Genomic DNA, 19,297 nt, shown 5'->3' with positions numbered 1-19,297 from the left:
TTTTCAAAGGAGAGACACCATGTCGAACCCAAACATTCACGGCATCATCGGCTACACCATCACTCCCTTCAGCGCCAATGGCGAAGGCGTTGACCTTGACGCGCTCGGGCGCTCCATCGACCGCCTGATCGAAGGCGGCGTGCATGCGATCGCGCCGCTGGGCAGCACTGGCGAAGGCGCTTACCTAAGCGATGCCGAGTGGGATCAGGTCAGCGAGTTCAGCATCCAGCACGTGGCCAAACGCGTGCCGACGATTGTCAGCGTGTCTGACCTGACCACCGCCAAGGCCGTGCGCCGCGCCCGTTTTGCCGAGGCCCGCGGCGCCGACGTGGTGATGGTGTTACCGACGTCCTACTGGAAGTTGACTGAAGCGGAAATCCTTGCCCACTACCGCGCCATCGGTGACAGCATCGGCGTGCCGATCATGCTCTACAACAACCCGGCCACCAGCGGCACCGACATGTCCGTCGAGCTGATCCTGCGGATCGTCAAGGGCGTGGAAAACGTGACCATGGTCAAGGAGAGCACGGGCGACATTCAGCGCATGCACAAGCTGCAACTGCTGGGCGAAGGCCAGGTGCCTTTCTACAACGGCAGTAATCCACTGGCGCTGGAAGCGTTCGCAGCGGGCGCGGCAGGCTGGTGCACGGCGGCGCCGAACCTGATTCCGCAACTCAACCTCGACCTGTACGAGGCAACGCTGTCGAACGATCTGGGCAAGGCACGGGAACTGTTCTATCGCCAATTGCCGCTGCTGGATTTCATCCTCAAGGGCGGCTTGCCGGCGACCATCAAGGCTGGCTTGCGTGCGACCGGGCTGGAAGTGGGCGACCCACGGCTGCCGGTGTTTGCGCTGAGTGAGGCCAGTTGCAATCAATTGCAAAGCCTGTTGAATGCGCTGCGCTGATTCTCAGGGGTCGTCTACTGATTAAAAGCGAATTTGCTCGCGGCGGCCGCCCAGACCATCGCGAGCACGCTCCCGGCAGCGGGAGCGACGCGTTCTAGGCTACTTCACCGCCGAGCGCACCACCGACAACTCTGGCGCTTGCGTCCGCCGCTGGCTCAGATAGCGCGTACAACTCACCCGCAGGAACGAAGCAAAATTCACCACCTCCCCGCGATAATCCATCACCTCTTCATACAGCTTGGCGATCAACTGATTGGTGGTCATGCCATCGACCTCAGCGATTTCACTGAGGATGTCCCAGAACTGATTTTCCAGGCGCAATGTGGTCACCACGCCACGGATGCGTAGCGACCGCGAGCGCGACTCATACAGAATCGGATCGGCTTTGACGTACAGCTCGCACATGACAGGACCTTCGTTACAAGGTGATTTTGGTGCCCAGCAAACCGAGAAAACCGGCCAGCCAGTTCGGGTGCGCCGGCCAGGCCGGGGCAGTCGCCAGATTGCCCTGAACGTGGCCCTGCGTCACCGGGATATCGATGAACGTGCCGCCGGCCAGACGCACTTCCGGCGCACAGGCCGGGTAAGCACTGCACTCGCGACCTTCGAGAATGCCCGCCGCCGCCAGCAACTGCGCACCGTGACACACGGCGGCAATCGGTTTGCCGGCCTTGTCGAAGGCTCGCACCAGCTCGAGGACTTTTTCGTTCAGACGCAGGTACTCCGGCGCACGGCCGCCGGGAATGACCAGCGCATCGTAGTCCGCCTCGGCCACCTGGGCGAAGTCGAAATTCAAGGCGAACAGGTGTCCGGGTTTTTCGCTGTAGGTCTGGTCGCCTTCGAAGTCATGAATCGCTGTGCGTACGGTTTGCCCGGTGCCTTTGTCAGGGCAGACGGCGTGCACTGTATGACCCACCATCAATAGCGCCTGAAACGGCACCATCACTTCATAATCTTCGACGTAATCGCCGACCAGCATCAGAATTTTCTTGGCAGCCATGGGAGGAGCCCTCTGCGGGAAAACATAGGAAGACTCAAAGTAGTCCTTTCCCACAACGGCAGGTAATACCCCCCTACTACTTCAGCGCCGCTCCTGATTCCTGGGCCAGCTCAGGCTGAAACACGCCCCGCCCAGGCTCTTGCTCTTGCTGATCAACGCCCGTCCGTCGTGCCAGTGAATAATCCGCCGCACGATCGACAGTCCCAGCCCATGCCCGCCCGACGCCCGGGTCCGGCTATCATCGAGGCGCAGGAATGGCGTGAAGATTTTTTCCCACGCCGACTCCGGCACGCCCGGCCCGTCGTCTTCGATGTCCACCCGACAACGCTGCTGGCCGACCTGATAACTGACGGTCACCCGCGATTGCGCATGCCGCATGGCGTTGCCTACCAGGTTTTGAATCGCGCGGTGCAGGTAACGCGGCTCGGCCTCGACCCAGGCGTCATCGCAATCCGCCGCCGAGAGGCACAAACCACGCTGCACACTGACGTCGGCGCGCAACGGTGCGAGCTCCTCGATCACCTGATTGACCAGCGCATCCAGATCGATACGCTGGAAATTCAACGCAGGCGAGCCCTGCTCCAGTCGTGCGTAGGTCAGCATTTCATCGACCAGCTTATCGAGGTCTTCGATGTCGTGGTCCATGCCCTCGCGGTACTTTTCCAGCGCCTGAGGCGTGGTCGCCGAGCCGATCATTTCCAGGCCGAAACGCAGGCGCGCCACCGGCGTACGCAATTCGTGAGACACCGCGCGCACCAGTTCGCGTTGAATCGCCAGCAACTGCTGCAGATGTTCGGCCATGCCGTTGAACGCCGAAGCCAGGCGCCCGACCGAGTCCGCGCCGCGTGTTGGTACGCGAGTTTCCAGACTGCCTTTGGCGATGCGAGTGGCAGCGGCTTCAAGACCGCGCAGGCGACGTTCCAGTTGCCGCACCAATAGATAGACGATCAACCCGATCAGGCTCAGACCAAGGGCCGCAATCAGTACCAGCCATTCCGGCGGATACGGGTTCATCTGATACAGCGGCCCGATTTCCAGGACCCACGGCGTGCCGACCATGCCGGCAAACACCCGGATCGAATCACCGCCCTTGCCCAGGGCCATCACCGTGTCGCCCTCGGAAACCCGCCGGCTCTGGTCTTCATCCATGTCGGCCTGATCCACAGTGACCAGGCGCAAATCGAAGCCGAAGCCCTTTTCTTCCTTTAACTGCGCGAGCCGCTTGGGCTGATCGGCCACGGGCACGCGCACCAGCTCGTCGGTCAGCAGGTAAATGGTCGCCCGTGCAAGTTGCTCGCTGATCTGCTGGACCTCACCTGTCAGCACCAACTGCTCCTTCTCGCTGACCAGCCGGTAGACCTTCGCCGCATGCGGCCCGGTTTGCTCCACCAGCGCCTGACCGCGCAGTACCCGGGTGCGCTGGGTCAGGTCAAGATCGGTCTGGGCGAACGTCCTCAGCACCAACGGAATCCCGAGCAACCGCTCCCAGACCAGAATTGCGCGGTGACGCTGGGTTTCGTTCATGGGTTGCAGGTTGTCGGCCATCAGCGAAAACGTGCCGTGGGCCAGGCGTTCGCGGTATTGCTCGCCACGCACCTGATTGAGCAAATGCAATGCGAGCACGCCGAGCACCGCCACCAGAATCAGCGCGGCGCACATGCCGCCATAGATGCGCAGGAAAATCGAGTTCACAACGAAGTGTCTACGCAGGCTTCAGGGACGAACAGATAGCCTTTGCTGCGGATGGTCTTGATCAGGCGCGGATGCTCGGGGTCGTCACCGATTTTCGGGCGGATGCGCGAGATGCGCACGTCGATCGAGCGGTCCTGGCCGTCATAACCGATGCCGCGCAGGGCGGTGAAAATCTCTTCGCGGGAGAGGATGCGCCCGGCATTGGCAACCAATAGCCAGAGCAGATCAAATTCGGCGCTGGTCAGTTCGATGCCGTTGTCATTCAACCAGGCCTCACGCAACGCGTTGTCGACGACCAACGGTCCAAACTGCAAACGCCGTTGTTTTTCCGGCGCTGCTTCGGGAGCCTCGCTGCGCCGCAGCAGCGCCTGGATACGTGCCAGCAGCAAGCGCGGGCGCACGGGTTTGCACACATAATCATCGGCGCCCAGGTCCAGCCCGAGGATCTGATCGGTGTCGTCGGTGCGGGCCGTGAGCATCAGGATCGGCCCGTCGAAGCGGTCGCGAACCTTGCGGCAGATGCTCAGGCCGTCTTCGCCGGGCAGCATCAGGTCGAGGATCACCAGGTCCGGTTTCTCGTTGATGATGCGCGCCGCCGCGCGTGCGCCGTTGCCTTCGATCGACACGCGCAGGCCATTGGCTTCCAGGTAATCGCGGGTCAGTTCGGCCAGTCGCTGGTCATCCTCGACAATCAACACCTGCCAGGCTTCTTGCTCCACGGTGACCTCTGCTAGCCAACAACATCAATAAAGGAAGGATCCGCCCGTCTTTTTGTAATGTTCAGGGCGGATAAGAATACCTGTGCATCGGCCGATTGTATAAACGCCGGCCGCCGAGAACACAAGCCGATAAATGCATGCGCAAACGTCGATTTTTCTGTGATAGGGTTCGCGCCGTTGGAAATCCGACAGAGAGCTTTCGATCACTGAAAAACCCTGAAAAAGGGTCCGCTCCAGTAGCGTCGCGGCTTACACGCGCGTTCCACCTTTCACACACAATATACGCACAGGTTTATCCACAGGTAGTACGTTGCAACACCCCCCAAAACGCATTATCTTGTAGCCCGTCGCGAAAAAAACCCTACATGTAGGGTTTTAGCTTAAAAGACCAACCACATTTCAGACCAGAAACTCAAGCGCTTTAATTGCCTGTTTAGGGTTGACCAGCGCGATTTTTCAAGCCCATACCGCCTCCGCGGATGGCACCGTTTTTCAGGGCAAAAATTGCCGAAACGGTACGGGTGTTGCAGTAAGACTCGCACCCTGAAAGGAATCCGGTTTCGGGCCCAGGCTCGGCACCAAAGACTTCGGCACGGAAGCGGCATCATTAGCTTTTTCCTACTGTCCCGAAGTGGTTATGCCCGACGCCCGTCGGTTGTAGTGCTTCAGGACAGAACGGTGGGCACCGTGATGGTGCCCAAACAAACATAGAGAATGTGGAGACAACCCCCCATGCAAACCGACACAACTCGCGAGAACCCGCAGGGCACCTTGCCGCAGGCCGCTGATTCGACTTCGGATCTGTCCGCCACCGCGCCTGGCCAGCTGCGCGTGATCAAGCGTAACGGCACTGTCGTGCCTTACACTGACGACAAAATCACCGTCGCGATCACCAAAGCGTTTCTCGCAGTTGAAGGCGGCACCGCTGCTGCTTCGTCGCGAATCCATGACACCGTGGCACGCCTGACCGAACAGGTCACCGCAACGTTCAAGCGTCGCATGCCATCGGGCGGGACCATCCACATCGAAGAAATCCAGGACCAGGTCGAACTGGCCCTGATGCGTGCCGGAGAGCAGAAAGTAGCCCGCGACTACGTGATCTACCGTGACGGTCGTTCGAAAGAGCGCGCTGCCCACGCACCGGCCGAGGAAGCGGTCAACGCTCACCCGTCGATCCGCATCACCCGCGCTGATGGCACCTTTGCTCCTCTGGACATGGGCCGCCTGAACACCATCGTCACCGAAGCGTGCGAAGGCCTGGAAGAAGTCGACGGCGACCTGATCCAGCGCGAAACCCTGAAAAACCTGTACGACGGTGTGGCCCTGACCGACGTCAACACCGCGCTGGTAATGACCGCCCGTACGCTGGTCGAGCGTGAGCCGAACTACTCGTTCGTCACCGCCCGCCTGCTGATGGACACCCTGCGTGCCGAAGGCCTGAATTTCCTCGGAGTCGCCGAAAGCGCGACCCACCACGAAATGGTCGACCTGTACGCCAAGGCCTTGCCTGCGTACATCGCCAAGGGCATCGAATTCGAATTGCTGAACCCGATCCTGGCCACTTTTGACCTGGAAAAACTCGGCAAGGCCATCAACCACGAGCGCGATCAGCAGTTCACGTACTTGGGCCTGCAAACCCTGTACGACCGTTACTTCATCCACAAGGACGGTATCCGCTTCGAACTGCCACAGATCTTCTTCATGCGTGTGGCCATGGGCCTGGCGATCGAAGAGAAGAACAAGGAAGACCGTGCGATCGAGTTCTACAACCTGTTGTCGTCCTTCGACTACATGTCCTCGACCCCGACCCTGTTCAACGCCGGTACCCTGCGTCCACAGTTGTCGAGCTGCTACCTGACCACCGTGCCGGATGACCTGTCGGGCATTTACCACGCGATTCACGACAACGCCATGTTGTCGAAATTCGCTGGCGGCCTGGGCAACGACTGGACGCCAGTTCGTGCCTTGGGTTCGTACATCAAAGGCACCAACGGCAAATCCCAGGGCGTTGTGCCATTCCTGAAAGTGGTGAACGACACCGCCGTTGCCGTTAACCAGGGTGGCAAGCGCAAAGGCGCTGTGTGTGCCTACCTGGAAACCTGGCACATGGACATCGAAGAGTTCATCGAGCTGCGCAAGAACACCGGTGATGATCGTCGTCGTACCCACGACATGAACACCGCCAACTGGATTCCTGACCTGTTCATGAAGCGTGTCTTCGATGACGGCCAGTGGACCCTGTTCTCGCCTTCTGAAGTGCCGGACCTGCACGACCTGACCGGCAAAGCGTTCGAAGAGCGCTACGAGTACTACGAAGCCCTGTCCCAATACCCGGGCAAGATCAAGCTGTTCAAAACCATCCAGGCCAAAGACCTGTGGCGCAAAATGCTCTCCATGCTGTTTGAAACCGGCCACCCATGGCTGACCTTCAAAGACCCGTGCAACCTGCGCAGCCCGCAGCAGCACGTCGGCGTGGTCCACAGCTCGAACCTGTGCACCGAGATCACCTTGAACACCAACAAGGACGAGATCGCCGTTTGCAACCTCGGCTCGATCAACCTGCCGAACCACATCGTCAATGGCAAGCTGGACACCGCCAAGCTGGAACGCACTGTGAACACCGCCGTACGGATGCTCGATAACGTGATCGACATCAACTACTACTCGGTGCCACAAGCGAAGAACTCCAACTTCAAGCACCGTCCGGTCGGTCTGGGCATCATGGGCTTCCAGGACGCGCTGTACCTGCAGCACATCCCTTACGGTTCCGACGCTGCCGTCGAGTTCGCCGACAAGTCGATGGAAGCGGTCAGCTACTACGCGATCCAGGCTTCCTGCGACCTGGCCGACGAGCGTGGCGCCTACGAGACGTTCCAGGGTTCGCTGTGGTCCAAGGGCATCCTGCCGCTGGATTCGCAACAGATCCTGATCGAGCAACGTGGCCAGAAGTACATCGACGTTGACCTGAAAGAATCCCTGGACTGGGCACCGGTTCGCGCCCGTGTACAGAAAGGCATTCGTAACTCCAACATCATGGCCATCGCACCGACCGCGACCATCGCCAACATCACTGGCGTCTCGCAGTCGATCGAACCGACTTACCAGAACCTCTATGTGAAATCGAACCTGTCGGGCGAATTCACCGTGATCAACCCGTACCTGGTTCGCGACCTGAAGGCTCGCGGTCTGTGGGACTCTGTCATGATCAACGACCTGAAGTACTACGACGGTTCGGTGCAGCAGATCGAGCGCATCCCGCAAGAACTCAAAGAGCTCTACGCGACCGCGTTTGAAGTGGACACCAAGTGGATCGTTGACGCGGCCAGCCGTCGTCAGAAGTGGATCGACCAGGCTCAATCGCTGAACCTGTACATCGCCGGCGCTTCGGGCAAGAAGCTGGACGTGACCTACCGCATGGCCTGGTACCGTGGCCTGAAAACCACTTACTACCTCCGTGCCCTGGCCGCGACCAGCACCGAGAAGTCGACCATCAACACCGGGAAGCTGAACGCTGTTTCCAGCGGCGGCAACCACGGTGACGATTCGGTCCTGGCAGCACCAGCCGGCCCTGCTCCAGTGCCGAAGGCTTGCGCCATCGACGAGCCGGATTGCGAAGCTTGCCAATAAGCTGAGCCGGTAAGCGCTGCAAGGCGCTGACCTCGAAACCCCCGATCAGTATTCATGATGGTCGGGGGTTTTCTTTTGCTCATGCAAATGTGGTGACCGGTCTGGCGCCATCGCGGGCAAGCCACGCTCCCACAGGTTTCGCAGCGTTTGATGGATGTGTGAGCACCACAAACCCTGTGGGAGGCACTGACGGTCTGGCGCCATCGCGGGCAAGCCACGCTCCCACAGGTTTCGCAGCGTTTGATGGATGTGTGAGCACCACAAACCCTGTGGGAGGCACTGACGGTCTGGCGCCATCGCGGGCAAGCCGCGCTCCCACAGGTTTCGCAGCGTTTGATGGATGTGTGAGCACCAAAGTCCTGTGGGAGCGTGGCTTGCCCGCGATGAGGCCCTCCCGGACAACACAAAATCCTGCCCCAGCCATAAAAATCCCACCCACAAAAAAGCCCCTCTCGCGAGGGGCTCTTGGTACTGCGTCTCAGCTAGCCAGCATCAAGCCATCTGAATGATGGTCTGCATGATGGTGCTTTGGGTGGAGATGGTCTTGGCGTTCGCCTGGTAGTTGCTCTGCGCCTTGATCAGGTCGACCAGTTCACTGGTCAGGTTGACGTTGGACTCTTCCAGCGAGTTGGAGCGGATCTGGCCCAAGGTGCCGGTTTCCGGCGCATCGTAGCCCGGGATGCCCGACGCGTAAGTCTCTTTCCAGCTGGTGCCGCCTACCGCCTGCAGACCTTGTTCGTTAGTGAAGCTGGCGAGCGAGATCTGGCCGATCGGCTTGGTCTGGTAGTTGCTGAAGTTAGCCAGCATCACACCGCTGCCGTCGATGGTCAGGTTGGTGATCTGACCAGTGGCGTAGCCATTCTGCGCCGGGATCGAACGCGCGGTATCGGCGTTGAACTGGGTGGTGTTGCTCATCGAAATGGTCACACCGTCCGGGTTTGCCGCTGCGCCGTTGGCCTTCCACACGCCGTCAGTGACGGTGCCTGGGACCCAACCGGTGACTTTCAGATCAGGGCTGACGATCGGGGTCGGGGTAGCTGGCGTGGTGACGGAAACCAGTTTGCCCGAGGTGTCGAACACCATGGTCGACGGCACTGGGCCGGTCACTTTAGGATCGCTACCGTCAGGGTTGCGGCCATCGATCAGGGTATAAGTGTCCCAGGTATTAGCGCCCGTCTTGACCATGTATTGGTCCATCTGGTGCTGGTTGCCCTGGCTGTCGAACACCGGCGTACTGAACTGCTTGGTGAAGGTCTCGGTCTTGGTCGGATCGAACTTGTTGGTGACAACGGCCTGATCGATCACTGCCGCAGTGGAGTTCAGGTTGATGGTCGACGACACCACGCTGGTGGATTTTGGCGCCAGGTTCGACGTGTCGATGCGCAGGTCGGTCAGAATGCCATTCTGGATCTTGCCATTGGCATCCACGCCGTAACCCTGCAGACGCGCAGAGCCGTCGCTGTTGGTCACGTAGCCTTCCTTGTCGACCTTGAACGTGCCGGAACGGGTGTAAGACAACGAACCGCTGTCGTTCAAGACGAAGAAGCCTGAACCGTTGATGCCCATGTCCAGCACGTTGCCGGTGTTGTTGATGTCGCCCTGGGTGAACTGCTGAGCCACGTTGGCCAAGCGCACGCCGCTGCCCACGGTTTTGCTGCCCGAACCCAGCTTGGTCGCCGAGTAGACATCTTCGAATTCTGCACGGGACGATTTGAAACCGGTGGTCGCCACGTTGGCGATGTTGTTGCCGGTCACGTCCAGTTGTTTGTTGGCTGCATAGAGACCGCTAAGGCCGATATTGAAAGACATATTCCACTCCTTTTTGCCGGGTTAGTCGGCTCTACATACCAATGGTTTGAACTTTGGACAGGGCAATGCTGCCCAGCCCGGCCAGATTGAGCATCAATTCGCCGCCCGTCTGGCTGATCGTTACGCTGCTGACGGTCGCTGGCAGATTGGTGATCAGCGAGGTCGCCTTGTTGTCGATGTTGGCGGTGGCGGCAAAGGTGTAAGTACCCGCCGGTGCCACTTCGCCCGCATCCGTCTTGCCGTCCCAGATGAAGCTCGCGTTGCCCGCCGACTGACTGCCCATGTCGATGGTGCGGATAACCTTGCCGTCGGAATTGGTGATTTTCAGCGTCACCGCATCCAGCGAGACCGGCACGGCGACGGTGCCGTTCAGGCTCTTGGAGGTGTCGACCACGGCCTTGTCGCCCGGCGCGATGACCGAACGGCCGACCAGCGACGACGCCTGCAAGGCCTGAGACGAGTTGTAGTTGCCGGCAATGCCGGAAACCGTGTCATTCAGTGTGGTGATGCCTTCCAGGCTACTGAACTGCGCCAACTGGGCAACGAACTCGCCGTTGTCCTGCGGCTCGAGCGGGTTCTGGTTTTTCAGCTGCGTCACCAGCAGTTGCAGGAACGCATCCTTGCCCAGTTCCTTCTTGCCCGCGACGCTGCCGGTGGCGGACGCCAGGCTATCGTCGCTGGTTTTGGTCTTGATCGACGAATTGGCCAGGATGTCGTTGAGGCTCAAACCACTGGTGGAATCGGTAACACTCATCTGAGTTGCCCCTTATCACTGACCGAGGGTCAGGACCTTCTGCATCATGGTTTTGGCGGTGTTCATCATTTCGGCGTTGGTCTGGAACGAACGACTCGCAGAAATCATGTCAGCCATCTCTTCCACCACATTGACGTTGGGGTAGTAGACGTAGCCCTTGGCATCGGCCGATGGATGGTTCGGCTCGTAGCGAGCATCCAGATTGCTCTGGTCTTCGACCACGCCCAGCACTTGTACGCCCTGCCCTGCCGCATCCTGGTTCTGAAACAGCGAATCGCTGCCGCCGGCCTGGCCGCCCTGGAACATGGTGGCAAATACCGGATGGCGCGCGCGGTAGGTCTGGTCAATGCTAGAGGAGACCGTCTCGGCGTTGGCGATGTTACTGGCAACGGTGTTCAGGCGAGTGGTCTGGGCGCTCATGCCGCTACCGGCAATGTTGAAAACGCTGGCGAGGGACATGACTTATTCTCCACGAAGGGCGGAAACCAGCCCTTTGAATTTGCTGTTGAGCAGGGTGAAACTGGCCTGAAAGTTGACCGCGTTTTCCGCGTAGTTCGACTGCTCGATTTGCGCGTCCACGGTGTTCTGGTCGATCGAGGGCTGCATCGGCGTGCGATACATCAGCGATTCGTCGCCATTGCCCAGGCCTTCGGCTTCGATATGACGGCTGTTGGTCATATTCAAGGCGAAAGAGCCGGTTTTGGTCTTCTCGCTCTGTGCTGCAAGCACTTTGGAAAAGTCCAGATCCCGAGCCTTGTAGTTCGGGGTATCGGCGTTGGCGATATTGTTGGCCAGGACTTCGGCACGCTGAGCGCGGAAGCCCAAGGCCTGTTCGTGGATACCGAGCGCTTTATCGAAGCTGATGCTCATGTCGGGAAACCTTTGGGTGACCTGAATTTTCGTAACTGAGACATAGCAAGCCGCGTGCCAAATCTAAAAGGCCCGAAAAACGGGGCTTTGCGGGCAGCCTTCGAGCGGCAATGCCAGAAAAGCGGCAACGGATGTCCGCCGGCCGCCGCTTTTCTGCCGCTTATCACCCTCCAAAGAACCCCCCGTACCCTTTGTAGGAGTGAGCCCTGTGGCGAGGGGGCTTGCCCCCGATGGGTCGCAAAGCGGCCCCGAAATTTCAAAAGTTAAATCGGATTTACGACTGCTTCGCAGCCGAACGGGGGCAAGCCCCCTCGCCACAGAGCTCGCTCCCACAGGGTCTTGTGATGTGTTAGGAAGAACGGCAGGCATAAAAAAACGGGAGCCCTCTGCGGGCTCCCGTTTTTCGTAGTACCGACAAATCACTTCGCCTGGTAAATAATCCCCGGGCTGCACTGAACCATCTGGTAATGATCCGGCAAACCGTTTAGCGCTTCGGATGCGCCGAGGAACAGATAACCACCACGCTTCAACGTACCGTGGATACGCAACAGAATGTCCTTCTTCACCTCGGCGGAGAAGTAGATCAACACGTTGCGGCAGAACACGATGTCGAACTTGCCCAGGCTCGCGTAGCTGTCCAGCAGGTTGAACGAGCGGAACTCCACGCGGCTCTTGATCGGCGCCTTGATCGCCCAGCGCCCCGCCCCTTTCGGATCGAAATAACGCTGCAGACGCTCCGGCGACAGACCACGGCCGAGCGCCAGGCTGTCGTACTCGCCGGTCTTGCAGTTGGTCAGCATGGTACCGGACAAATCAGTGGCAACGATTTGCACACCTGACTTCAGTTGACCCATGTTGACCCGCTCGAACTCATCGATCGACATCGACAGCGAATACGGTTCCTGCCCCGAAGAACATGCCGCTGACCAGATGCGCAGACGCTGGCCAGGGGCGGCCTTGATCGCTTCCGGCAGCACCTTGTTCTTCAACACTTCAAACGGATAGGTGTCACGAAACCACAGGGTTTCGTTGGTCGTCATGGCATCGACCACCATCTCGCGCAAACCGCTGCGCGGCTGGGTCTGGATGCGTTGAACCAACTCACCCAACGACTTGATGCCTTGCTGCTCCATCAGTTTGTTGAGACGGCTCGAGACCAGATACTGCTTGTTTTCACCGAGCAGAATGCCACAGGCTTTTTCCAGGAAGACCCGGAACTGTTCGAAATCCAAATTACCCGTAGACAAAGATGCCGCCTCTTTTAAATCGTGTTGACCGCCAGGGACAGAAGGTCCCTAGCTGTTATCTGCTGCTTTGATCCGGTTGACTACCCGGGATGCCAGGTCATCAGGACGGAACTTGGCCAGAAAGTCATCGGCCCCGACTTTCTTGACCATCGCCTGATTAAACACGCCCGACAACGAAGTGTGCAGGATGATGTGCAACTTTTGCATGCGTGGGTCGCTGCGGATTTCAGCCGTAAGGGTGTACCCGTCCATTTCCGGCATCTCGATATCGGAAATCATCATCAGGAACTCTTCTTCCGGCTTCTTGCCCTCGTCGACCAGTTTGCGCAGGTAATCCAGCGCTTGCCGACCGTCGTTGAGCGCCACCACTTCGACACCGACTGTCTGCAGACAACGCGTGACCTGCTTTCGTGCCACAGACGAGTCATCCACCGTCAAGACACGCAATGACAACGCCTTGTGCTGGGTTTCGACATCGACCACACCTGCGGATATCGCTTCCGGCGTCGGCGCAACTTCGGCCAGCACTTTCTCGACGTCGATGATTTCGACCAACTGATTGTCGACCCGAGTCACAGCCGTCAGGTAGTGATCGCGGCCGGTCCCCTTGGGTGGCGGATGGATCTCTTCCCAGTTCATGTTGACGATCCGTTCCACCGAGCGCACCAGAAAACCCTGCGTCTTGGTGTTGTATTCCGTGATGATCACGAAAGGATTGCTTTGATCTTTCAGCGCACCCGAACCGGTCGCCATCGCCAGATCGAGGATCGGAATAGTCGCCCCCCGAATACTGGCCACACCGCACACGACGGGACTGGACTTGGGCATCAGGGTCAGCTTGGGGCATTGCAGCACCTCACGAACCTTGAACACGTTGATCCCGTACAGCTGCTGCCCGTCCAGACGGAACAACAACAGCTCAAGGCGATTCTGCCCCACCAGTTGCGTGCGCTGGTTTACTGAATCCATTACCCCAGCCATGCCCAGACTCCTACATCGACGCTTTAAGTGTGTTGCGACGCGCATTCATCACTAAACGGCACGGCGCTTGCTTTTTAACCCGTATGAACTCAGAACCGACATTTTTCCGACGCCTGACATCAACTTTGCGCAGATTGCTCTGTGCGATCTCGGCTGTCTGCCTGTTCAACGCTGGCAGCCCCGCCTTTGCTAACGCGGTTACCTTGCCTGATATGCTTATCGGCGTGACCCAAGGCTTTCTTGAATTCACTGTGGAAGACTATCTCGCAACCAGCCAGATAGAAGGCCGCTACGAGATACAGGTCAACCAGCTCGATCCACGCCTGCGCATGCCCATGTGCGACAAGGAATTGACAGCATCACTGGAGAGTCCGGCCAAGCCGCTGGGGCGGGTAACGGTGAAGGTTCGCTGTGAGGGCGCCTCGCCCTGGACCGTGTTCGTACCGGCTCAAGTCCGCCTGTTTCGCGAGATTGTAACGACCACTCGTCCGCTAAGGCGCGCCGACATTCTCCAGCCTGAAGATGTAGGCATGCGCGAACGCGACATTAGCCTGATCACCCAGGGCTACCTGACCACGCTCGACCAGGCGATTGGGCAAAGATTGACCCGACCAATGGTCGCCGACCAGGTCATTACCTTGGTCCACCTGGAACAGGCTGAAGTTATTCGCAAGGGTGATCAGGTGGTAATTACCGCCCGCAGCGGCACGCTCAGCGTGCGCATGCCCGGCGAGGCCATGGCCAACGGAGGCATGAGCCAGCAGATTCGCGTAAAAAACCTCAACTCCAAGCGAGTCATCAAGGCGCAGGTCACCGCGCCTGGCCAGGTGGAAGTGTCCATGTAGGATTCTCTGCCGCTGAAAAGTGGCGTTGCCCGAGGCTGTTCCCTACACTGTGCCTATGCAGAGAAATGCTGGCGCGTGCTGGCTCATTTCTTGAAAAATGAGCCTAAAGTTTTCCCAGGGAGCGCCGAAAACATGGCAAGCGTCCAAATACTCAGAGGTTTTTTCAGCCATGGTCATTGATTTCAGCCGTTTAAACAGCTCCTCGTCACTTACGGGCACTACACGTACCAGCGCTACCAAGGACGTTGCCGAAGCAGGCAAATCCGCGCCGCTGACTACCCCGGCCGAACAGGCCAATGCCACCAAGAGCGGGGAATCGGTACACCTCAGCAATGAGGCTCAACAGTTGCAGAAGGTCACTGACAAGCTGCGCGATCAGCCCGCCGTAGACAAAGCCCGTGTGGCCGAGTTGAAAGCCGCGATTGCCGATGGCAGCTATAAAGTCGACAGCAACCGTGTAGCCAGCAAACTGCTCAACTTCGAAGCCCAGCGCTAGGCCACCGCCTGCGCCAGGCTTTTGGACGCTTAAAACCCAAGGCCAGCCATGCACGACACTAATCTATTGCAACTGATCACCGACGACTTTGCTCCAGCGCAACATTTGCTGGAGTTGTTGCAAACCGAATCCATCGCCTTGCACGGTCGCGACATGCCTCTGCTCGAAGAAATTCTGGCGCGCAAGCAGGCTTTGATCATTCTGCTCGAACAGCATGGCCGCAAGCGCAGTGAAATCCTCGCCAGCCTCAACCTGCCGAGCGATCGCAGCGGACTGGAGCAACTCGCCAGCCAATCGAGCATCGGCGATCAATTATTGGCGCAGAGCGATGTCCTGACTGATCTTCTGGCTCAATGCCAGGCGGCAAACGGCAACAATGGCCAATCGATTCTGGCCCAGCAGGCGGCGACCGCCAATCAGCTGAAAATCCTCACCGGCGGTGAACCGCCAGCTCTTTATGATGCTCGCGGATCAACCGCCAAGCTTGCGAAGCCACGGCCACTCAGTCAGGCTTGAGTCTGTAGCCGACCCCGCCCTATCAAGCTGCGCAACATGCTGGCAATATACTGGCCAGCCGTAGTCATATTTTGTCTGGAGATTGATGAACCGTGTCCAATGCCCTCAATGCGGAAGATGCGCCGCAGCCCCCCAAGGTGCTCAGCACACCGTTGGAAATCTCCGGCAACCTGCGCCAGCTGCAAGAAAGTCACGATCCGCTGATCATTACCTTTCTGGAACGTACTCAGCGCTTCCAGAGCTACCTGGTGGATGTTGACCGCGACAGCGGCACCATCGCCTTTGACGAAATGATTCCGCGGGATGGCGAACGCTTTTTGCTGGCCGGCGAACCCTTCAAGGTTGAAGGCTTTCATGACGGTGTGCGGATCGCCTGGGACAGCAACGGTGCGTTGACCCTAGACGAGTCGGGTGACAGCCGCTGCTACCGTGGGCCGCTGCCTGACGAGGTGGTTTACCATCAACGCCGCAATGCGTTTCGCGCAGCGTTGAAACTGGCGCAACTGGTCAGCGTGGATCTTGACGGTGAGAAACTCAAGAAACCCATCAGCGGCAAATTGCTCGACATTTCCGCTACCGGTTGCAAATTGCGTTTCGAGGGCGACATCACCACCAGCCTGCAGCTGGGCCAGGTCTACGACCGCTTCGCCGCTGAGCTGCCCTTCGGCAAGATGACGGCTCCGGTCGAGCTGCGTCACCTGCACTTCGAAGAGAAAATCGCCACCACCTTCGCCGGCATCCGCTTCCATAACATGAGTGGCCTGGTGCAGCGCCAGGTCGAGCGTTTCGTCTATCAGTTGCAGCGTGAAGCACGACGCTTCGATAAAGACGATTTCTGACACACAGCCTCTTATAAAACGGGCAGTCCCTTGCGGTGACTGCCCGTTTTTTTATGCCTGCGTCTATCCCGCGTGAGTGCTAAGGCCTCGCCTCGGTGAAACTCTGCTCGCGCCCCTCCGGATCTTCCTGCTGCGGATCGGTCTCAGGTGCAGGTTCTGCCTCGGTTTCCGGCTCGACAGGGTTATGCATCTGCTCCTGCACCACTTGCTCATCAACCCGCGGGTCGAGGCAGGCCACCAGTGGCGAACTCGACATGCTGTCAGGCATGGCAACGTGATGCAGCGGAGCATCCTCCACCTGGTGCAGGTTAGTGACCGCCTTCGGACGGATACGCCAGACCAGCACCAAGGCAAAGAAACTGAAGAACGCATAAAGCATCTGACTGCCCAACACTTTCATCAGCACACCGGCGACCAACGGACCAATGCTCGCGCCGATGCCGTAAGTCACCAGCAGCATGGCCGTCAGCGATACCCGCCGATCCGCCTCGACATGGTCATTGGAAAACGCCACCGCCAGTGGATACAGGCAAAATTTCACCAATGAACAAATGAAGCCAGTGACGAACAACACTTCCAGCGGCACCTCTTTCATGATTGCCAGCGGCAATGCCGCCACCGCCAACACCACTGCAAAACAGCGAATCAACAGGGCCCGGTCATAACGGTCGGACAGCCAGCCCAACGGCCACTGCACCAGTAGACCGGCAAAAATGCAGCTACCCATGAACAGACCGACCTGTTCGGTCGTCAGCCCTTGCTGCGAAGCGTACAGCGGCGCCAGACCGTAGAACGAACCGATGATCAAACCGGCGCCCATTACCGTGCTCAAGGACTGCGGCACTCTTTTGATGAAGAACCGCGGTTCCATGGGGGCCGGATGCAGCGCCGCCGGGTGAATGCGCTGGGTCAAGGTCACCGGCACCAGGCACAAAGCGAAGCACAGTGCGACCAGCATCAGCAGCTCCGGACCAAGGCCCGGGTGCATGACCAGAATCAGTTGCCCCAGCACCAGCCCAAGATAAGAAGCAATCATGTAGCCGCTGAACACCGCCCCGCGTTGCGACGCTTCAGCCTGTTCGTTCAGCCAGCTTTCGATAACCATGTATTGGCACATCATGCCGAGGCCTACGATGACCCGCAGGAATATCCAGGCCGGCAGCCAGTCCACCAGGCCATGTCCCAGCACTGCCGCGCCAACGATCCCGGCGCAGGCCGAGTACGCTCGAATGTGTCCGACCCGGGCTATCAGCCGGTGGCCGATCTTGCCGCCCAGCACCAGGCCGAAATAGTTGGCCGCCATCAATGCACCGACCCACAGGCTGTCGACATTGTCGGCAGCCAGACGCAAGGCCAGGTAGGTGCTGAGCAAACCAGAGCCGATCAGCATCATCAGCGAGGAGAAATACAGCGCTCGAAAAGGTTTCCAGATTTGGCGCATCGGCGTTCCGAGCGGCTCCTTGCAGTGAGTCACTCTGTGGGAGCGAGGCTTGCCCGCGATGACGGTGTGTCAGTCAACATGGATGTTGAATGTACCAACGTCTTCGCAGGCAAGCCTCGCTCCTGCAGAAATGGATTTCGGGCTGTCCGGAAAGACAGCCCGAAGACGACGGATCGTCAGGCCTGGGCGGCCAGAACACGGCGCTCCCAGGGAGTAATTTCATCGAAGAAGCTGGTCAACTCCATGGACTTCGAAGCGATGTAGCCTTCGATGAACTCCTTGCCGAACAGTTCCTTCGCCAATTGGCTACGCTTCAGACGTTCGAGAGCGGCGTGCAAGGTACACGGCAACGAAAGATTGTCCGGCACTTCGAATACGCCCTGAATCGCCTCGCTCGGCTCCAGTTTGTGCTCAATGCCATATAAACCGGCCGCCAGGCTTGCGGCGATCGCCAGATAGGGGTTGGCGTCGGCGCCGGGCAAACGGTTCTCGACCCGACGAGCGGCCGGCGAACTGGCCGGAATACGCAATCCGGCGGCACGATTGTCATGCGACCAGCAGGCATTGTTCGGTGATGCGAACGGATGGCACAGGCGCTGGTACGAGTTGACGTTCGGCGCAAACAAGGCGGTGAAGTCGGCCATGCCGGCCTGTTGACCGCCGATAAAATGACGGAAGGTCGCGGTCGGTTCGCCGTTGGCATCGCTGAACACGTTACGCCCGCTGCCGATTTCGACGATGCTCTGGTGAATGTGCATCGAGCTGCCCGGGGTGTGCGCCAGAGGCTTGGCCATGCAGACCACAGTCAGGCCGTGCTTGAGGGCAACTTCCTTGAGCATATGCTTGAAGAGGAAAGTCTGGTCGGCCAGCAACAACGGATCACCGTGCAACAAATTGATCTCGAACTGGCTGACGCCCATTTCGTGCATGAAGGTATCGCGGGGCAGATCGAGCGCCGCCATGCATTCATAAACTTCACTGAAGAAGGGACGCAAACCGTTGTTGGAGCTGATGCTGAACGCCGAATGACCATCTTCGCGTCGGCCGTCGAGACCGACCGGTGGCTGGAACGGCTGGCTCGGATCGGTGTTCGGCGCAAAGACAAAAAATTCCAGCTCGGTCGCCACCACCGGCGCCAGCCCGAGCGCAGCGTAACGAGCGATGACCGCTTTGAGCTGGCCACGGGTCGACAGGTTGGAGCTTTCGCCGGTCAGCTCATCGGCGTCGCAGATGGCCAGGGCGCGTGGCTGCTGGCTCCAGGGCAAGCGGTGAATCTGTGCAGGATCGGCGATCAACGCAAGGTCGCCGTCATCACTGCCGTAAAACCGCGCCGGCGGATATCCGCCCATGATGCATTGCAGCAATACGCCCCGCGCCAGCTGCAAACGTCTTCCTTCGAGGAAACCCTCGGCGGTCATTACCTTACCGCGTGGTACGCCGTTCAAATCAGGCGTGACACATTCAATTTCATCAATGCCGGTCAATCGCTGCGCGAGTGAACCCTGGCCATCGGTTGTCATGACGCAATCCTTGTTGTTGTGCGAGCCGCGAACG

The 19,297-nt window shown here is 59.0% G+C and carries 18 protein-coding genes; 6 read left to right on the top strand and 12 right to left on the bottom strand.

Translation table 11 applies throughout. The features are described 5' to 3' along the window. The first annotated feature begins 19 nt into the window (after positions 1 to 19). Complete coding sequence (locus F8N12_RS07125) at positions 20 to 907, top strand: dihydrodipicolinate synthase family protein (RefSeq protein WP_150579824.1); 888 nt, start codon at positions 20 to 22, stop codon at positions 905 to 907. Positions 908 to 1,006: 99 nt separating this feature from the next. Here the strand turns inward: F8N12_RS07125 and F8N12_RS07120 are convergent, their stop codons facing one another. The 4 genes from F8N12_RS07120 to F8N12_RS07105 all read right to left on the bottom strand — a co-directional run bounded on the left by F8N12_RS07120 (position 1,007) and on the right by F8N12_RS07105 (position 4,318). Continuing rightward, positions 1,007 to 1,312 carry a ribbon-helix-helix domain-containing protein gene (locus tag F8N12_RS07120; RefSeq protein WP_150579823.1) on the bottom strand — a complete coding sequence of 102 codons (306 nt, stop codon included), beginning with the start codon at positions 1,310 to 1,312 and terminating at the stop codon, positions 1,007 to 1,009. 13 nt (positions 1,313 to 1,325) lie between these two features. Next, positions 1,326 to 1,907 carry a DJ-1/PfpI family protein gene (locus tag F8N12_RS07115; protein ID WP_150579822.1) on the bottom strand — a complete coding sequence of 194 codons (582 nt, stop codon included), beginning with the start codon at positions 1,905 to 1,907 and terminating at the stop codon, positions 1,326 to 1,328. An 81-nt stretch (positions 1,908 to 1,988) separates the two neighbouring features. Next, on the bottom strand, positions 1,989 to 3,599 hold the full coding sequence (locus F8N12_RS07110; RefSeq protein ID WP_150579821.1) for an ATP-binding protein: 1,611 nt from the start codon (positions 3,597 to 3,599) through the stop codon (positions 1,989 to 1,991). Further along, positions 3,596 to 4,318 (bottom strand): response regulator, encoded by a 723-nt coding sequence (locus F8N12_RS07105; protein WP_150579820.1) that lies wholly within the window; start codon positions 4,316 to 4,318, stop codon positions 3,596 to 3,598. The genes F8N12_RS07110 and F8N12_RS07105 overlap by 4 nt, the downstream gene beginning before the upstream one ends. Positions 4,319 to 5,050: 732 nt before the next feature. Here F8N12_RS07105 and F8N12_RS07100 point away from each other — a divergent pair. Then, on the top strand, positions 5,051 to 7,945 hold the full coding sequence (locus tag F8N12_RS07100; RefSeq protein ID WP_150579819.1) for a ribonucleoside-diphosphate reductase subunit alpha: 2,895 nt from the start codon (positions 5,051 to 5,053) through the stop codon (positions 7,943 to 7,945). Positions 7,946 to 8,437: 492 nt separating this feature from the next. Here the strand turns inward: F8N12_RS07100 and flgE are convergent, their stop codons facing one another. The 6 genes from flgE to F8N12_RS07070 form a co-directional block, all read right to left on the bottom strand. Beyond that, the gene (flgE, locus tag F8N12_RS07095; RefSeq protein ID WP_150579818.1) at positions 8,438 to 9,754 is read right to left on the bottom strand and encodes a flagellar hook protein FlgE; all 1,317 of its coding nucleotides are present in this window, start codon (positions 9,752 to 9,754) and stop codon (positions 8,438 to 8,440) included. A 31-nt stretch (positions 9,755 to 9,785) separates the two neighbouring features. Beyond that, positions 9,786 to 10,508, bottom strand: coding sequence for a flagellar hook assembly protein FlgD (gene flgD, locus F8N12_RS07090; protein WP_150579817.1), 723 nt, complete (start codon positions 10,506 to 10,508; stop codon positions 9,786 to 9,788). Positions 10,509 to 10,523: 15 nt separating this feature from the next. Next, positions 10,524 to 10,967 carry a flagellar basal body rod protein FlgC gene (gene flgC, locus F8N12_RS07085; RefSeq protein ID WP_150579816.1) on the bottom strand — a complete coding sequence of 148 codons (444 nt, stop codon included), beginning with the start codon at positions 10,965 to 10,967 and terminating at the stop codon, positions 10,524 to 10,526. A 3-nt stretch (positions 10,968 to 10,970) separates the two neighbouring features. Then, positions 10,971 to 11,378 (bottom strand): flagellar basal body rod protein FlgB, encoded by a 408-nt coding sequence (flgB, locus tag F8N12_RS07080; protein WP_150579815.1) that lies wholly within the window; start codon positions 11,376 to 11,378, stop codon positions 10,971 to 10,973. Positions 11,379 to 11,797: 419 nt separating this feature from the next. After that, positions 11,798 to 12,625, bottom strand: a complete 828-nt coding sequence (gene cheR / locus F8N12_RS07075) for a protein-glutamate O-methyltransferase CheR (RefSeq protein WP_028622193.1) — start codon at positions 12,623 to 12,625, stop codon at positions 11,798 to 11,800. Between the two features lie 48 nt (positions 12,626 to 12,673). Further along, entirely contained in the window at positions 12,674 to 13,606 is a 933-nt protein-coding gene (locus F8N12_RS07070; RefSeq protein ID WP_150579814.1) for a chemotaxis protein CheV, read from the bottom strand. An 83-nt stretch (positions 13,607 to 13,689) separates the two neighbouring features. On the opposite strand from F8N12_RS07070, the gene flgA reads away from it, so the two are divergent. The 4 genes from flgA to F8N12_RS07050 all read left to right on the top strand — a co-directional run bounded on the left by flgA (position 13,690) and on the right by F8N12_RS07050 (position 16,302). After that, the gene (flgA, locus tag F8N12_RS07065; protein WP_150579813.1) at positions 13,690 to 14,451 is read left to right on the top strand and encodes a flagellar basal body P-ring formation chaperone FlgA; all 762 of its coding nucleotides are present in this window, start codon (positions 13,690 to 13,692) and stop codon (positions 14,449 to 14,451) included. A 169-nt stretch (positions 14,452 to 14,620) separates the two neighbouring features. Further along, positions 14,621 to 14,947 (top strand): flagellar biosynthesis anti-sigma factor FlgM, encoded by a 327-nt coding sequence (gene flgM / locus F8N12_RS07060; protein WP_150579812.1) that lies wholly within the window; start codon positions 14,621 to 14,623, stop codon positions 14,945 to 14,947. Positions 14,948 to 14,995: 48 nt separating this feature from the next. Further along, the gene (locus F8N12_RS07055; RefSeq protein WP_150579811.1) at positions 14,996 to 15,463 is read left to right on the top strand and encodes a flagella synthesis protein FlgN; all 468 of its coding nucleotides are present in this window, start codon (positions 14,996 to 14,998) and stop codon (positions 15,461 to 15,463) included. Between the two features lie 92 nt (positions 15,464 to 15,555). Then, positions 15,556 to 16,302, top strand: coding sequence for a flagellar brake protein (locus tag F8N12_RS07050; RefSeq protein ID WP_150579810.1), 747 nt, complete (start codon positions 15,556 to 15,558; stop codon positions 16,300 to 16,302). A gap of 79 nt (positions 16,303 to 16,381) precedes the next feature. Here F8N12_RS07050 and F8N12_RS07045 read toward each other — a convergent pair whose 3' ends face one another. Next, positions 16,382 to 17,743, bottom strand: coding sequence for an MFS transporter (locus F8N12_RS07045; protein ID WP_150579809.1), 1,362 nt, complete (start codon positions 17,741 to 17,743; stop codon positions 16,382 to 16,384). Positions 17,744 to 17,919: 176 nt separating this feature from the next. Then, on the bottom strand, positions 17,920 to 19,161 hold the full coding sequence (locus F8N12_RS07040) for a glutamine synthetase family protein (RefSeq protein ID WP_191623127.1): 1,242 nt from the start codon (positions 19,159 to 19,161) through the stop codon (positions 17,920 to 17,922). Positions 19,162 to 19,297 lie beyond the last annotated feature (136 nt).

The organism is Pseudomonas fluorescens (genome assembly GCF_902497625.1).
Lineage (GTDB): Bacteria > Pseudomonadota > Gammaproteobacteria > Pseudomonadales > Pseudomonadaceae > Aquipseudomonas > Aquipseudomonas fluorescens_BQ.
The sequence above is the reverse complement of the archived record's forward strand: the minus strand, read 5'-3'. Positions and strand labels throughout refer to the sequence as shown.

Bases quoted from the DNA above. Each gene is read 5' to 3' on its own strand.
- F8N12_RS07100 (WP_150579819.1), top strand. From the start codon at position 5,051: ATGCAAACCGACACAACTCGCGAGAACCCGCAGGGCACCTTGCCGCAG.
- flgD (WP_150579817.1), bottom strand. From the start codon at position 10,508: ATGAGTGTTACCGATTCCACCAGTGGTTTGAGCCTCAACGACATCCTG.
- F8N12_RS07045 (WP_150579809.1), bottom strand. From the start codon at position 17,743: ATGCGCCAAATCTGGAAACCTTTTCGAGCGCTGTATTTCTCCTCGCTG.
- flgC (WP_150579816.1), bottom strand. From the start codon at position 10,967: ATGTCCCTCGCCAGCGTTTTCAACATTGCCGGTAGCGGCATGAGCGCC.
- F8N12_RS07120 (WP_150579823.1), bottom strand. From the start codon at position 1,312: ATGTGCGAGCTGTACGTCAAAGCCGATCCGATTCTGTATGAGTCGCGC.
- F8N12_RS07125 (WP_150579824.1), top strand. From the start codon at position 20: ATGTCGAACCCAAACATTCACGGCATCATCGGCTACACCATCACTCCC.
- F8N12_RS07040 (WP_191623127.1), bottom strand. From the start codon at position 19,161: ATGACCGCCGAGGGTTTCCTCGAAGGAAGACGTTTGCAGCTGGCGCGG.
- flgM (WP_150579812.1), top strand. From the start codon at position 14,621: ATGGTCATTGATTTCAGCCGTTTAAACAGCTCCTCGTCACTTACGGGC.
- F8N12_RS07070 (WP_150579814.1), bottom strand. From the start codon at position 13,606: ATGGCTGGGGTAATGGATTCAGTAAACCAGCGCACGCAACTGGTGGGG.
- F8N12_RS07115 (WP_150579822.1), bottom strand. From the start codon at position 1,907: ATGGCTGCCAAGAAAATTCTGATGCTGGTCGGCGATTACGTCGAAGAT.
- flgE (WP_150579818.1), bottom strand. From the start codon at position 9,754: ATGTCTTTCAATATCGGCCTTAGCGGTCTCTATGCAGCCAACAAACAA.
- F8N12_RS07055 (WP_150579811.1), top strand. From the start codon at position 14,996: ATGCACGACACTAATCTATTGCAACTGATCACCGACGACTTTGCTCCA.
- flgA (WP_150579813.1), top strand. From the start codon at position 13,690: ATGAACTCAGAACCGACATTTTTCCGACGCCTGACATCAACTTTGCGC.
- flgB (WP_150579815.1), bottom strand. From the start codon at position 11,378: ATGAGCATCAGCTTCGATAAAGCGCTCGGTATCCACGAACAGGCCTTG.